The 15182-nt window shown below is 58.9% G+C and carries 10 protein-coding genes; all 10 read left to right on the top strand.

Annotated elements, in window-relative coordinates; all coding sequences use genetic code 11:
- Positions 1-72: 72 nt before the first annotated feature.
- The 10 genes from Q1A00_RS07575 (at position 73) to Q1A00_RS07620 (ending at position 15169) form a co-directional block, all read left to right on the top strand.
- A complete protein-coding gene (locus Q1A00_RS07575; protein ID WP_299756050.1) occupies positions 73-3063 on the top strand; it encodes an aminotransferase class III-fold pyridoxal phosphate-dependent enzyme in 2991 nt (996 codons plus the stop codon).
- 130 nt (positions 3064-3193) lie between these two features.
- Positions 3194-3676 (top strand): hypothetical protein, encoded by a 483-nt coding sequence (locus Q1A00_RS07580; RefSeq protein WP_299756053.1) that lies wholly within the window; start codon positions 3194-3196, stop codon positions 3674-3676.
- Positions 3677-3739: 63 nt separating this feature from the next.
- A complete protein-coding gene (locus Q1A00_RS07585; protein ID WP_298402762.1) occupies positions 3740-4453 on the top strand; it encodes a response regulator transcription factor in 714 nt (237 codons plus the stop codon).
- Positions 4454-4495: 42 nt separating this feature from the next.
- Positions 4496-5893 carry an ATP-binding protein gene (locus Q1A00_RS07590; protein WP_299756056.1) on the top strand — a complete coding sequence of 466 codons (1398 nt, stop codon included), beginning with the start codon at positions 4496-4498 and terminating at the stop codon, positions 5891-5893.
- 351 nt (positions 5894-6244) lie between these two features.
- Entirely contained in the window at positions 6245-6835 is a 591-nt protein-coding gene (locus tag Q1A00_RS07595; protein WP_299756059.1) for a CPBP family glutamic-type intramembrane protease, read from the top strand.
- On the top strand, positions 6832-7038 hold the full coding sequence (locus tag Q1A00_RS07600) for a hypothetical protein (protein ID WP_298483006.1): 207 nt from the start codon (positions 6832-6834) through the stop codon (positions 7036-7038). Before Q1A00_RS07595 ends, Q1A00_RS07600 begins: the two co-directional genes overlap by 4 nt.
- A 139-nt stretch (positions 7039-7177) precedes the next feature.
- Positions 7178-7408, top strand: coding sequence for a nucleotidyltransferase family protein (locus Q1A00_RS07605; RefSeq protein ID WP_366144884.1), 231 nt, complete (start codon positions 7178-7180; stop codon positions 7406-7408).
- A gap of 40 nt (positions 7409-7448) precedes the next feature.
- Positions 7449-7634: a HepT-like ribonuclease domain-containing protein gene (locus tag Q1A00_RS07610; protein ID WP_366144883.1), complete on the top strand. Its 186-nt coding sequence runs from the start codon at positions 7449-7451 to the stop codon at positions 7632-7634.
- A 625-nt stretch (positions 7635-8259) separates the two neighbouring features.
- Complete coding sequence (locus tag Q1A00_RS07615; RefSeq protein ID WP_299644928.1) at positions 8260-10989, top strand: cation-transporting P-type ATPase; 2730 nt, start codon at positions 8260-8262, stop codon at positions 10987-10989.
- A 496-nt stretch (positions 10990-11485) separates the two neighbouring features.
- Positions 11486-15169: a DNA-directed RNA polymerase subunit beta gene (locus Q1A00_RS07620; RefSeq protein WP_298406353.1), complete on the top strand. Its 3684-nt coding sequence runs from the start codon at positions 11486-11488 to the stop codon at positions 15167-15169.
- The last annotated feature ends 13 nt before the right edge of the window (positions 15170-15182 follow it).

Here is a 15182-nt window from a genome sequence, read left to right on the forward strand (position 1 = left end):
CGCCTATCATACCACGTTTGGGCCGGTGCTCCTATGGTATGATCGCTGTGTTATTGATAATACGGAGCACGCATGATGCTATGGCAAACCGCCCTCGCTCGCCATTATGACCTTCACGGCGCCCTCGCGCCATTACCGGGCGAATATGACCTGAATTTCCTTGTCACTGCCACTGACGGCGCTCAGTATGTGCTGAAAGTGATGCGACCGGATTGCGATCCGGCGCTAGTGGAGATGCAATGCGCGGCGCTAGAGCATCTGTGCCGTATGGCGCCTGAGCTGCCGGTGCCGCGATTAGTGCGCTCGACTGGTGGCGAGCCATTCGTGGTTGAAGCGGGCCGGTTGGTCTGGTTAATCACGGCTGTGCCCGGTGAACTGTATGCCACCTTTCGCCCACACACCGCAGCGTTGCGCGCTGACGTAGGCCGTCAAGCCGCCCGGCTCGATCAGGCGCTGGCCGGTTTTGCCCACCCCCTGCTCGATCGCCCGTTGAAGTGGAATCTGTTGCAGGCAGAGTGGGCGACGACGGAGTTAGCGGCGATTGCTGATGCCGAGCAGCGCCAGCTTGCCGCCGCGGCGCTGGCCGCTTACAATCAGATTCGCCCGGCCTTGCTAGCGTTGCCGCATACCCCGATCCACAACGATCTCAACGACTACAACCTGCTGGTGACGGCGGATGGGCGCGGCCAGTTTGCCATCAGCGGTCTGCTCGATTTTGGCGATCTCTGCGCTGCGCCGCGCGTGTGCGAAGTAGCGATCGCCGCCGCGTATGCTATTCTCGACCAACCCAATCCGCTGCGTGCGCTCAGCGAGATTGTCACCGGTTATCATGCGGTCTGGCCGCTCGGCGCCGCTGAGATTGATCTGATCTGGCCGTTGGTGCGCACTCGGCTCACAGTCAGTGTGATCAATGCAGCGCTGATGAAACAGCAGCGACCTGACGATGAATACGTGACCATTTCGGAAGCACCGGCGTGGCGCTTGCTGAGAGCTACTGCTGCGATGGATGCCGCACTGGTTGCTGCTCGGCTCCGTGGTGCTTGTGGGTTGCCGATCAGCGATGCAGCGGCACGAGTAGTGGCTTGGTTACATGCGCAGCGTGGCCGTTTTGCGCCAGTGCTTGGTCGTGAGATCGGTGATGCGCCGGTAGTGAGCCTCGCTGCCGGTGAAACGCCGTTGCCGCGCGATCCTTTTGGGTTGAGTGCGACGGAAGTGATGGCGTTAGCCAGTGCCACAGATAACCCGGTGCAGATCGGTCGATACGGTGAACCACGCTTGATCTACACGGCGCCAGAGTTTTTTGCCGCATTATCGCCGCTGGCCGAACGGCGTACCATTCACCTCGGAGTCGATCTGTTCGCGCCCCCCGGTACACCGGTTTGCGCGCCGCTCGATGGGGTGATCGTTGCGCTTGAGCATCGCACTGCGCCGCTCGACTATGGCGGGATGGTGGTGTTGCAGCATCAGACACCGGAAGGTGACCATTTCTACACGCTGTACGGTCATCTCGATCCGATATGTATGCGCAAGTTAAAGGTTGGTCAAGCACTAGCAGCCGGCCAACTCTTTGCCGCACTCGGCAGCAGCGCCAACAACGGTGGCTGGCAGCCTCACCTCCATTTCCAACTCATCTTGCACTATGGTGCGTTGGCCAGCCACTGGCCCGGCGTGGCCGCCCCGGAAGAAGGGGACTGGTGGCAGGCAGTGTGCCCCAATCCAGCGGCGCTGCTCAATCTGTCTGACACCTACGTTGCCTACCGTCCGCTCGATACCGTCGACCTGCTGCGCGAGCGTCGCCACCATTTCGCCGGCAACCTACGCCTCAGTTACGCCGAGCCGTGTACGCTGTTGCGGGGCTGGCGGCACTATCTGTTCGACGAATGGGGGAGGGCGTATCTCGACGCCTACAACAACGTTCCCCATGTCGGACATGCCCATCCACGCATTCAGGCCATCGCGGCGCAGCAGTTGCAGATGCTCAACACGAACACGCGCTATCTGCACCCGGCCCAGATCGCTTTCGCTCACGAACTGTTAGCCAAACTGCCGCCCTCGTTGAGCGTCTGCTTCTTCGTCAATTCTGGCTCGGAAGCTAACGAGCTGGCGTTGCGGCTGGCACGGGCCGCTACCGGCGGACGTGATATGATCACGATTGATCATGGCTACCATGGCCACACCACCGGCGCAATCGACATCTCAGCCTACAAGTTCAACCATCCTGCCGGCAGCGGTAGACCTGATTGGGTACAAGTTGTTCCTGCACCCGACCCGTATCGTGGCCCTTACGGCGACGATGGCGAACGGTACGCTGCTGCCGTTGACGCGGCGCTCGAACGGATCGCGGCACGTGGTGGCCGACTGGCCGGTTTCATCGCCGAGACGTTTCCCAGTGTGGCCGGGCAAATCATCCCGCCACCCGGCTATCTGGCGGCGGTCTATCGTCGCATCCATGCCGCCGGTGGTGTCTGTATCGCCGACGAAGTGCAGACCGGGTTGGGCCGGTTAGGGACGCACTACTGGGCCTTCGAGACCCAAGGCATCGTGCCCGACATCGTAGTGCTGGGCAAACCGCTCGGCAACGGCTATCCGATCGGTGCGGTCATCACTACTGCCGAGATTGCCCGTGCCTTCGACAATGGACTCGAATTTTTCTCGACCTTTGGCGGCAGCACGCTGTCGTGCGTGATCGGGCGCGAAGTGCTGCGGATCATTGACGACGAAGGATTGATGGCTCACACCGCTCGGATCGGCGCCGAGCTGTTGACCGGATTGCGCGACCTGCAACAACGCTATGCCATCATTGGCGATGTGCGGGGGATGGGCTTATTTATTGGCGTGGAATTAGTGACGGATCGGGCCACCCGCGCGCCGGCCACCGCAGCGGCCAGTTATCTCAAAGAGCGCCTGCGCGCCGAACGGATTCTGATCGGCACCGAAGGCCCATTCGATAATGTGTTGAAGATTCGACCGCCGTTGACCTTTGATCGCGCCGCACTCACCATTTTCCTCGAACGGTTAGAAGCTATTCTTGGCGAGAGTTTTCTTGCGCGGCAATCCGCTTGATCGCTCTGCCGCAACACGACCGTGCGTGCAAGATTCTCCACGCCACATTCACACCATCTTCACAATTGCCGGCTATCTTGATGGTGAAACTGGTATCATACAACCCAGTCACAATACAGGAGTGAAGCGTATGGAACAACGAAGAGTGAACTGGCCGGCATGGCTGGCGCTAGGCATCTCGTTGATAGCGCTCGTGGTTGCCTTGAGCAGCATCGCGATGAGTCAACGAGCAATGTGGACGATGTGGGCAACGTCGGCGGGGGCCAATCTACCGACGATTCCAAATCTCCCTCCCGGCTGGCAGGGCCGGGAAGAGCGTGGCCAATTTACCCCTCCATTTACCCCTCCCGCCCGGCGCGAGCGCACATGGGGTGAGCGGGGGCAGGTGATGCCACCCGTGATGTGGGGTGACCGAATGCCCGGTATGCTAGGTGGGAAGGGATGGTTCAGCGGCTTGCTTGGTCTGATTGATGGGATGCTGAAGCTCGCGGCGCTAGCTTTGCTGATCTGGCTGGGCATCCGTATCTTCCGCCAACGCCAAACGCCACCCGCGCCGCCCGCGCCACCTGCGCCGCCGTTAACCCCCGCCGGTCACGACCCGCGCGTCGAATAAATAATGTTGAGAGCCGCACGTCCGTGCGGCTCTGCCGCGCTTAATGGCAACTCGGGCAGATCTATGGCACGCACGATTTTGGTCGTCGATGATGAACCCGGTATCGTCAAAATTGCCCGCGATTACCTCGAACGGGCCGGGTTTCAGGTGATCAGCGCCGGCGACGGGCCAACTGCGTTGCGGCTGGCCCGCCAAGAACGCCCGGCGCTGATCGTGCTTGATCTGATGTTGCCCGGTATGGACGGGTTGGATGTCACACGGGCATTACGGCAAGACTCACTCACGTGCCGGTTGCCGATCATCATGCTCACGGCGCGCGTCGAAGAGACTGATCGCCTGATTGGGCTAGAATTGGGTGCTGATGACTACATCACGAAACCGTTTAGTCCACGTGAGCTGGTCGCCCGTGTGCGCGCGGTGCTGCGCCGCAGTGAGGGAGCATTGCAGCCGGCCAATATCCTTCAAACCGGCGGGTTGGTGATCGATCTCGAACGGCGCACGGTGCGCCGTGACGGCGAGACCATCGAACTAACCGCGACCGAATTCGACCTGCTGGCGGTATTGGCCAGCGCGCCGGGCCGGCCCTTCACCCGGGCCCAACTGCTCGATCGGGTGTACGATACCGATTACACCGGTTTTGATCGCACCATCGACGCCCACATCAAAAATCTGCGTCGCAAGATCGAGCCTGATCCGAATGGCCCGCCGCGCCTGATTTTGACGGTCTACGGCGTTGGGTATAAGTTTGCCGAGAACGATGAACGTGAAGGCCGATAATCAAGCATTGGCATGTCTTGGTATTGATCAATAAGGTTCCGTATGCGTCCGCCGCGCATTTTCAATCTTATGCTCACCGCCTTTGCACTAGTCATCGTGCTTGGTATCAGCGGTATGGTGGCTTCGTTCTGGATCGTAACGCGCTGGAACGAGCCAGAGCAAATCCGTTGGATGGAGGCTGATATAGCGGCGCGAGACCTTGCAATGCAGTTGGCTGCCTACTATCAACGCACCGGCTCGTGGCACAAGGTCGAACAGCGACTAGGTCCGCTTCCCCAAGGGTTTGGCGGTATCGATGGTGCCGTTTCGCTGCTTGATACAAAAGGTCGCGTAGTCGCTGGGCAGCGTCGTCCTCTCATCGTGCGCGGTAACGAAGCCGTGCGACGTATTCCAATTGTGGCTAATCGTCAACAGGTTGGCACGCTGGTCATTTCAGTGCTCGATACCGACGAGGCATTTCCGGTTGGTCAGCTCAATCGCCGGCCACTTTTATGGGGAGTGTTCGGCGCTGGCACCGGCCTGATGATCGTCTTGCTTGCCATTGCTGCCATCTTCTCGCGCCGGATTAGCGCGCCATTGCGCCAGATCAGCGCCGCTGCGCACGCGATTGCCGATGGTGACCATAGCAGCCGAGTGAAACCGGCCAATGTGCGCGAATTAGCTGAATTGGCCGAGAGTTTCAACCGCATGGCTGCCGCTTTGCAGCAGGCCGACCAGCAACGCCGCCAACTCACTGCTGACATTGCCCACGAGTTGCGCACGCCGCTGTCGATCATCAAAGGCCAGTTAGAGGGCATTCAAGATGGAGTGTATGAGGCTGACGCCGGGCAGATCGAAGCGTTACTGGCCGAAGTTGCCCTGCTCGAACGGTTGATCAATGATCTGCACCTGCTGGCGCTGGCTGATGCCGGCCAATTGCCGCTCTACCGCGAAACGGTCGCGCCGACGATGCTGGTGAACGAAGCGGTACGCTCATTCGCGCAGAGCGCCGCCGAGCGCGCGATCCAACTCTCTGCTGGGTCAGCCGATGGCTTGCCCGATATTGAAGTTGATCCCCAACGGATCGCACAAGTCTTAGGCAACTTGATCAGCAACGCGTTGCGCCATACCCCTGCTGGCGGTGTGGTGCACGTGACCGTTGCCGCCGATCCGGATGGCATCGTCTTCAGCGTGACCGATACTGGCCCGGGTATTAATCCCGCTGACTTGCCGCACATCTTCGACCGCTTCTACCGTGCCGATCGGGCGCGCACGCGCAGCAGCGGTGGCGCAGGGTTAGGGCTGGCGATTGCTCGCCGCTTGGTTGAAGCACACGGTGGTCAAATTTGGGCCGAAAGCGAGCTAGGGCGCGGCACGACGGTGCGTTTCCGGCTGCCGGCGGGGTTTGCACCGTCCGTGATGACCGTAAACCAACCGGTGATCGTCAATGCGCAACCCTGATGCGGTGATTCCTGCGTTTCGCTGTCATAGCGAGCGGTAGGGTCAGCGCGCAGCCCTGCCCCGGAGCGAAGTCATCTCTCACAATAGCGCGGCGATTACTTGATGGAGAGCAAAAGCGTGCCACGCATCGTTCTTGCCGGCCAAGGAGTTATCGAGTATCTTTAGGACATCGTTGGAGTGATATTTTCATACAGTGGTCATTCTCGCCGAAACGAGAGATTGTTTCGGGGGCTGTGCCCCTCACAATGACAGCAAGAGCGTTCCTCGCACAATGATCATAAACCTGTGGCGGGGATTGATTCCCGCTTGCGATGGCTTGAAATGGTATCTGATTGCTGAGCAATACACCCTATGACCGCCTCTCCTCTCCTCCGCTTTTACTTGCTCGCCTTTGGCCTTGCATGGCTGGGTTGGCTCCCGGCGGCGCTCAGATCGCGCGGGATTACGCCCTTTACGGCGCCGGTCTGGCAGGTGCTGCTGATCTTGCCCGCGGTGGCGCCGGCGCTGGCTGCCGGTGTGGTGGCGCGGCGCAGCTATGGCACGGCGCAGGCCAATGCGCTGTTTGCGGCCTTGCTTCAATGGCGGGTCGCGCCGATCTGGTATCTGGCGGCGGTTGGCGGGCCGCTGATGATCGCAGGGTTGGCAAGGACGTTTGCCGCGCTGTTAGGTTGGCCGGACGATCTGCTGGCACCGCAAGACGAACGGGTCGTGGTGGTCATCGCTGCGCTGATTAGCTCGCTGTTGGCTAATCCGTGGGAAGAGGTTGGCTGGCGCGGGTTTGCCTTACCGCACTGGCAGCAACGCTACAATGCGCTGGCAGCCACCGTGATCGTTGGTGGATTATGGGGGCTATGGCATTTGCCAATTTTTTTTGGATCGGCAATCCGATGGCGAATTACCCGTTTTTTCCATGGTTGGCAGGTACTATTTCCGGTGCAGTGATCTATACGTGGCTCTACAACGGTACCGCCGGCAGCCTCTTGCCGGTGACGCTGTTTCATGTCGCGTTCAATACGGCTGTAACGGCGATCGGTGGGTCGATTGTGGCCTTAGCCGTGGCGCAGATCCTGATCGCCCTAGCCATCACCATTGTCACGGGGCCGGCCCATCTGGCGCGGCGCGAACGGGTGCGCTGGCAGGGGTGAGAGTGGGATTGCCTACGTGCGAGGTGTTTGATCCTCCATGGAAACACAAGAGTAGGCCCACGCTCACATGCTATGTAGGCGTAACAGCCGGCAAGTTAAGCGACATCTGATCGATATTTGCCGGGTGAACGATGCCATTATGATTGGCGTTTTCGGTTCGACTGCGCGTGGCGAGGCTACATCCAGCAGTGATATTGATGTGCTGGTTCGTTTTGCCAAACCGAAGAGTTTGCTGACGTTAGTCGGCCTCGAACGGCAGCTTGCCGCAGCGTTAGGAACGCCGGTCGATCTTGTGACCGAGCAGTCATTGCATCCGTATCTTCGCTCTGCGGTGTTGCGCGACCTTCAGGTAGTGTATGAAGCGCAATGATGCCATCTATCTTTAGCATGTTCTTGATGCGATCGCTAAAGTGGAAAGCTACATCGCCCAACTTGATGAAGCGGTATGCTTGGCTCAGCCGTTCGTTCAAGATAGTGTCATTCGCCAGCTCGAAATTATCGAGGAAGCGGCGAAATATGTTACACCCGAGCTACGCGGCCGCTATCCGCACGTTCCTTGGAAAGATATTGCCGGCATGCGAGATAAACTTATCTAAATATTTCAGCGTGGATCTTGCTGCGGTATAGCTGACCGCAACCCAAAACCGAACAGTCCTAGAAACAGCGATCACCGCTATCATGCGTGATATGTGCGATCACAACCAGTCTTGCATGACGATGGAACGCTGATGCGCGCTTTCCTATGGCTCCTGTTGTGACAGCGTATTTATACTCGGCCAAGAACGTTTTGTTCCAGTTGACGTTATGGCATCCCTATTGCATAGCTGACCTACCCGGCCCGATGGCGAAGATTGATCGTATTGGCAGGTATGGTCCATGCCTTTGCTCGCGCGGAGTGCGGCAGTCAAACTGCTATACTCCACATTGTCAGGGTGTCCCGGAGTGATAACCCACAGTATCGGCAATCGCCACTTGACTGCTCACTGTTCATCACAATCCCAAGAGCATCGCCAACTCCCTCCGTCCCCAGTTACCCAACGATAACGCAATCTCAATGATACCGCATCAGCTTGCGGTATATACTGAAAGCAAGCTCCTTCTTGCTTTCGGCGCTGTTCAAAGCGCTGGGACAGTCTCTGTCAATGCTTTCCGGTAAACGGTTGACTGGTTAGGTATTGAGCAGTCTTGCTTCTTAACCATCTGTTGGAGAAAGGAGAAGGCATGGTTGCTCCACCGACTCACGTCACTCCCAACCAACTGTGGCACAGCGAGTCGCCAGAATATGTGATGGCAACGCTGGCCAGCCACGATCGCCACGGTCTTAGCGCTGACGAAGCAGCCCGTCGGCTCAAACAGTACGGACCGAACGTGATCACGGCCAAAGGCGGCAAAAGTCCGTTGATGCGTTTTCTGTTGCAGTTTCATAATCCGCTGCTCTACATTTTGCTGGTTGCTAGCGTGATCACGCTGTGGCTCAAAGACCCGGTTGACGCCGCGATTATCTTTGGTGCGGTGCTTGTGAACGTCATTCTCGGCTACATTCAAGAAAGCCGGGCTGAAAAGGCGATCGAGGCATTGGCCCGCGCGATGAAGATGGAAGCCACAGTGGTGCGCGATGGCAAGACGATGCGCATCTCTGCCGCCGAGCTGGTTCCCGGCGATCTCGTGATCTTGCATAGCGGCGATCGTGTGCCTGCCGATCTGCGCCTCATCCATACCCGCGATTTGCAGATTGCTGAAGCGGCGCTGACCGGCGAGTCGGTGCCGGTGAGCAAAGATGCCCATGCTGCCCTCGAAGCTGATACCGCACTGGCCGATCGGGTGACGATGGCTTATGCCTCAACCTTGGTGACGTATGGGCAAGGGATGGGGATTGTGGTCGCGACCGGCAATCAAACCGAAGTAGGTCGCATCTCGCAACTCATCGCTACCGCGCACGATCTGCAAACCCCGCTTACCCGCAAGATCGCCGAGTTTAGCCGATTGCTCCTCTTTGTGATCCTCGGCTTCGCCGCGATGACGATAGTGATCGGCTTTATGCGCGGGCAGCCGTTGATCGACACCTTGATTGCCGCGATTGCGCTGGCAGTGAGTGCCATCCCTGAAGGGTTGCCCGCTGCGGTCACGGTGACACTTGCAATCGGCGTGGTGCGCATGGCGCGTCGGCAGGCGATCATTCGCAAGCTGCCGGCAGTTGAGACGCTGGGCAGCACGACGGTGATCTGTTCGGACAAGACCGGCACGCTGACTCAGAACCAAATGACGGTGCAGCAGATTATCGCTGGTGGTGAAACATTCGCCACTACCGGCTCAGGCTACCAACCAGACGGTGAAATCACGCTTCACGGTGCGCCGGTGGCAGTGGCGGAGCATCCGGCGTTGGCGGAATGCCTACGCGCCGGTCTGCTCTGCAACGATAGTGAACTGATCGAGCAAGATGGCCGTTGGGATGTGCGGGGTGATCCGACTGAAGGTGCGCTACTAGTCGTCGCCTACAAAGCTGGCCTTCACCAAGAGCAATGGCTACCGCGGCTCGACAGCATCCCCTTTGAGTCGGAACATCAGTATATGGCGACACTGCACGATGCCGGCCCCGCTCGCGAGCGGGTCGTCTACGTGAAAGGGTCAGTCGAGGCGATCGTGGCCCGCTGCACGACGATGCTCGATAGGAACGGTCATTGTGTGCCATGTGACACCGCCGCTATCCATCGCGCTGCTGAAGCCTTGGCCGGGCAAGGATTGCGTGTGTTGGCGTTTGCTCGCGGGTGCCCGCCCCCCGGCACTGACTCGATCTCGCATCACGATGTGATGAGCGGGTTAACCTTCCTCGGTCTGCAAGGCATGGTTGATCCGCCCCGTCCTGAAGCGATCACTGCTGTGCGGGCCTGCCAAGAGGCCGGCATCCGGGTGAAGATGATTACCGGCGATCATGCGCTCACTGCGGCGGTGATTGCCGAGCAGATCGGTCTCGATCGAGGTCGTAAGCCGTCGGTATTGACCGGACGCGACATAGAGGTGTTGAATGATAAAGAGTTGATTGACGCTGCCGAACATACCACCGTCTTTGCTCGGGTTACTCCTGAACAGAAGTTGCGACTGGTACAAGCGCTGCAAGCGCGTGGCCATATTGTGGCAATGACCGGCGATGGCGTCAACGATGCGCCGGCGCTCAAACAGGCCGATATTGGCATTGCGATGGGCTTGATGGGTACCGATGTCGCGCGTGAGGCGGCGGATATGGTACTGACCGACGACAACTTCGCCACCATCGAAGCGGCAGTGGAAGAGGGGCGCGGCGTGTTCGATAACTTGACCAAAATCATTGCGTGGACGCTGCCTACCAACGTCGGCGAAGGGTTAGTCATTCTGGCCGCCATCCTGATCGGATCGGTCTTGCCCGTCTTGCCGGTGCAAATCTTGTGGGTGAATATGGCTACGGTTGCCGCGCTAGGCATGGTGCTGGCGGCTGAGCGCAAAGAACCGGGGATCATGCAACGTCCGCCGCGCAAGGTTGATGCTCCAATCCTCGACAGCACCTTACTCTGGCGCACATTAGCGGTCGGGTTACTGATCGTCATCAGCGCCTTCACGCTATTTGAATGGGAATTGCAAGCCGGCGCCAGCCTCGCCGAAGCGCGCACGGTGGCGGTGAATGTGATTGTGATGATTGAGCTATGCTACCTCCTGAACTGCCGCTCACTTACCCATTCAATGTTCCAGATTGGCGTGTTCAGCAACCGTTGGCTGTTTGTTGGGGTTGGGGTGATGATCCTCTTGCAACTATCCTTCACGTATCTACCGTGGATGAACCAGATTATGTATAGCGCGCCGATCAGCCTCGAAGCTTGGGGGAAGATTATCACGATGGCCTTGATCGGTTACCTCCTGATCGAGCTTGAGAAATGGCTGCGCCGGCAATACGCCAGTCGCCGCCAGCCGGCGTTGGCGTGAGCATAAGGCAGGCCCTTGCCCCCCGGCCCCCTCTCCCTCGTCAGTGAGAGAGGGGCTGAATGGTAACCCAAAAACCCTCTGCGGCCGGTGCACACTTGGTGCCTGTGCGGTTAAAGCCTCTGCGGCCAGTGCGTTGCCCGCCGTTGCCTAGCCAGTGGGAGCGGGGGTGGGGGTGAGGGCCAAATCTCTCTACTCATGGTATACTACCTACAACAAGGTACAGACTCGCTTAAAAACCTCCTTGATCTTTTCGTAAGTACGTGGTATCATTGTCTTTCGCGATCTATAAGATGCGCGCCGACAAGCGTGAGTAACACGATAGCAGGAAGTCCCCGTGCGGGGCGTAACGAATATTGAACAGCGAACGAGAAGTGTGCCAGTCTGCCGGTAACCCGCTGAAGGGAGAGCGGCAGGTCGGCTGTTTCTGTTTTTTTGACGAAACTGGTTGCCACGGAGCGCCGATAGCATAACCGCAAGTGATAGAAGAGAGGTGCGTATGCCCCCGTTGATTGAGAGCGTGGTCCTTCAGCCGCTGATCGCCCCGATCGACCCGGGCGCCGATGGTCGCCGGTCGCGCCGGATTGAACGTCGTTCGTTTGCCCGGATTAAGGACACGATCGATCTGCCGTTGCTGATCGAAACCCAACTCAAGAGTTTTGAGTGGTTTAAACGCGAGGGGCTACGTGAACTCTTCGACGAGATCTCGCCGATTACCGACTTTACCGGTAAGAACCTTGAGCTTCATTTTCGCGACTACACCTTCGGCGAGCCGCGTTACGACGAGTTCGAGTGCCGCGAACGTGATCTGACCTATGCCGCGCCATTGCGGGTACGGGTGGAATTGCGCATTCTCACCACCGGGGAAATTAAGGAGTCAGAGATCTTTCTCGGTGACTTCCCGATGATGACCGACAATGGCACCTTTGTCTATAATGGGGCCGAACGGGTGGTGGTGTCGCAGTTGATCCGCTCGCCCGGCGTCTATTTCAAAGATGAGAAGGATCCGACCAGCGGACGTTCGTTGCATACGGCCAAGCTGATCCCGAACCGCGGCGCATGGCTGGAATTCGAGACCAACAAGCGCGATGTGATTAGCGTCAAGGTTGATCGCAAGCGCAAGATTCCGGTCACGATTCTGCTGCGCGCGATTAGTGCATGGTTGGCCGAAGAAGATGGCAGCGGGCGCTGGGCGCCAGACAACGAGTTGGACAAGTATGGCCACAACGACCAGTTGATCGAGCTGTTCCGCCACGTTGACACGGTGGCCGAGCACCCATATATTCAGGCGACGCTCGATAAAGATCCGTCGCGCAATGCGAAAGAGGCGCTGCTTGAGCTGTACAAGCGCTTGCGCCCCGGTGATCCGCCGACGCTTGAGAATGCGCGTTCGCTGATCGAGTCGTTGCTGTTTAGCCCGCGTCGCTACGATCTGGCGAAGGTGGGCCGCTATAAGTTGAACAAGAACCTCTGGGAGCGCGATGCCCGCCGCGATAGCGCAAAGGCGCCCGATCTGAGCGTGCGGGTGCTGCTGCCGCGCGATATCTTCCGCATTGTCGAGCAGATTATTCTGCTGAACAATGGCCACGGTCGTCCTGACGACATTGACCACCTCGGTAATCGGCGGGTACGCACCGTCGGCGAGTTGATCCAGCAGCAGTTCCGCGTTGGTCTGCTCCGTCTCGAACGGGTTGTTAAGGAGCGTATGTCGTTGCAAGAGCCGGCTAGTGCGACTCCGAATGGCTTGATCAACATTCGTCCGGTGGTGGCGGCGATGCGCGAGTTCTTTGGCGGGTCGCAGTTGAGCCAGTTTATGGATCAGACGAATCCGCTCGCTGAGTTGACCAATAAGCGCCGTCTCTCAGCTCTCGGCCCCGGTGGTCTTTCGCGTGATCGGGCCGGCTTTGAAGTGCGCGACGTGCATCACTCGCACTATGGCCGCATCTGCCCGGTTGAAACGCCGGAAGGGCCGAACATCGGTCTGATTGGCACGATGTCCACCTTCGCCCGCGTCAACGAGATGGGCTTCCTTGAGACGCCATACCGCAAGGTGTATAACAGCGTTGATAACGTGCAAGTCTGGAAAGAAAAGGGGATTCTGCTCCGCGATGTGCGCGATCTGCGCACCGGTGAGCTGATTGCGGCGAAGGGTACGCGGGTTGATGACCAGATTGCCCGCCAGATTACGATCGGTTTGTTGCGTGGCCAGATTCTGCGCGAGGATATTGTCGATCCCGATACCGATGAGGTGATCGCCGAGGCTGGCACCGAGATTAACCGTGCCTTGGCCGAGCGGATCGTCGCATTACCGATCAAGCATATCAAGATTCGCCCGGTGGTGTCGCAAGAGGTCGATTACCTCAGCGCCGATGAAGAAGACCGCTTTGTGATTGTGCAGGCCAACGCACCGCTCGACGAACATAACCGCTTCCTCGAAACAACCGTCTCGTGCCGCTTTGGCGAGGATTTCGTCACCGAGCGGGTTGAGCGGGTGGACTATATGGACGTGTCGCCTAAGCAGGTGGTAAGCGTCTCGACCTCGCTCATCCCCTTCCTTGAGCACGATGACGCCAACCGCGCGCTGATGGGGTCGAACATGCAGCGGCAGGCGGTGCCGTTGCTGCGGCCCGACGCGCCGATCGTCGGCACCGGTATGGAGTATCGCGCTGCCCGCGATAGCGGTCAGGTAGTGGTCGCGCGCCGCGATGGCGTCGTGGTCAGCGCCACCAGCAGCCGGATCGTGGTGGAAGAGGATGACGGCACGCAGACCGAGTATCGCTTGCGCAAGTTCATGCGCAGCAACCAAGATACCTGCATTAACCAGCGTCCGGCAGTGGTGCGCGGGCAGCGGGTGCGGGCCGGCGAGGTGATCGCCGATAGCTCGAGCACCGATCAAGGAGAACTAGCCCTCGGCCAGAATGTGTTGGTCGCCTACATGCCGTGGGAAGGCGGTAACTTCGAGGACGCGATCCTTGTCAGCGAGCGGCTGGTGCGCGAAGATATCTTCACCTCGATCCATATCGAGAAGTACGAGGTGGAGGCGCGCGATACCAAGCTTGGCCCTGAAGAGATTACTCGCGATATTCCTAACGTTGGCCAAGAGAGCCTGCGCAATCTCGATGAGCGCGGTATTATCTACATCGGTGCCGAGGTGCAGCCCAACGATATTCTGGTTGGCAAGATTACCCCGAAAGGTGAGACTGACCTGACGGCTGAGGAGCGTTTGCTGCGTGCAATCTTCGGCGAGAAGGCGCGCGAGGTGAAGGATAGTTCATTGCGCGTGCCTAACGGTGTGCGCGGCAAGGTGATCGATGTCAAGGTCTTCTCGCGTAGCGAAGGCGCTGAACTGCCGGTCGGCGTCAATCAGACCGTGCGCGTGCTGCTCTGCCAGAAGCGCAAGATCAGCGCCGGCGACAAGATGGCCGGTCGCCACGGCAATAAGGGTGTAGTGTCGCGGGTGCTGCCAATCGAGGATATGCCCTTCTTGCCTGATGGCCGCCCGGTGGACATCATTCTCAACCCGATTGGTGTGCCGTCGCGTATGAATATCGGCCAGATTCTTGAAACCCACCTTGGTTGGGCCGCTGCTCGCCTCGGCTTTCGGGTCGCCACGCCGGTGTTCGATGGTGCGCACGAGGATCAGATCAAAGATCTGCTGGTGCAGGCCGGGTTGCCTGCCGACGGTAAGGTGACGCTCTACGATGGACGCACCGGCGAGAAGTTCGATCATCCGGTGACGGTCGGCTACGCGTATATGCTTAAGCTGGCCCACCTTGTCGAAGATAAGATCCATGCCCGTTCGACCGGCCCCTACAGCCTCGTGACTCAGCAACCGCTCGGCGGTAAGGCCCAGTTTGGCGGCCAGCGTTTCGGTGAAATGGAAGTCTGGGCGCTGGAGGCATACGGGGCGGCCTACACCTTGCAAGAGATGTTGACAGTGAAGTCCGACGATGTGGTTGGCCGCGTCAAGACCTACGAGGCGATCGTGAAGGGCGAGCCGATCCAAGAGGCTGGCGTGCCCGAAAGCTTCAAGGTGCTGATCAAGGAGCTGCAAAGCCTTGGTCTCAGCGTCGAGGTGTTGAGCGCCGATGAGAAGCCGGTTGAGCTGAGCGATGACCTCGACAGCGACATCGGCGCGCTCGAAGGCATCAACCTGAGCGGCATGGAGCGCGGCGAGTTCTAACCACTCAATCCTC

It is taken from the genome of uncultured Chloroflexus sp. (assembly GCF_938091255.1).
GTDB lineage: Bacteria > Chloroflexota > Chloroflexia > Chloroflexales > Chloroflexaceae > Chloroflexus.

Excerpts from the sequence above, each read along its gene's own strand:
- Q1A00_RS07615 (WP_299644928.1), top strand. The coding sequence starts at position 8,260 with ATGGTTGCTCCACCGACTCACGTCACTCCCAACCAACTGTGGCACAGC.
- Q1A00_RS07590 (WP_299756056.1), top strand. The coding sequence starts at position 4,496 with ATGCGTCCGCCGCGCATTTTCAATCTTATGCTCACCGCCTTTGCACTA.
- Q1A00_RS07585 (WP_298402762.1), top strand. The coding sequence starts at position 3,740 with ATGGCACGCACGATTTTGGTCGTCGATGATGAACCCGGTATCGTCAAA.
- Q1A00_RS07595 (WP_299756059.1), top strand. The coding sequence starts at position 6,245 with ATGACCGCCTCTCCTCTCCTCCGCTTTTACTTGCTCGCCTTTGGCCTT.
- Q1A00_RS07620 (WP_298406353.1), top strand. The coding sequence starts at position 11,486 with ATGCCCCCGTTGATTGAGAGCGTGGTCCTTCAGCCGCTGATCGCCCCG.
- Q1A00_RS07605 (WP_366144884.1), top strand. The coding sequence starts at position 7,178 with ATGATTGGCGTTTTCGGTTCGACTGCGCGTGGCGAGGCTACATCCAGC.
- Q1A00_RS07580 (WP_299756053.1), top strand. The coding sequence starts at position 3,194 with ATGGAACAACGAAGAGTGAACTGGCCGGCATGGCTGGCGCTAGGCATC.
- Q1A00_RS07575 (WP_299756050.1), top strand. The coding sequence starts at position 73 with ATGATGCTATGGCAAACCGCCCTCGCTCGCCATTATGACCTTCACGGC.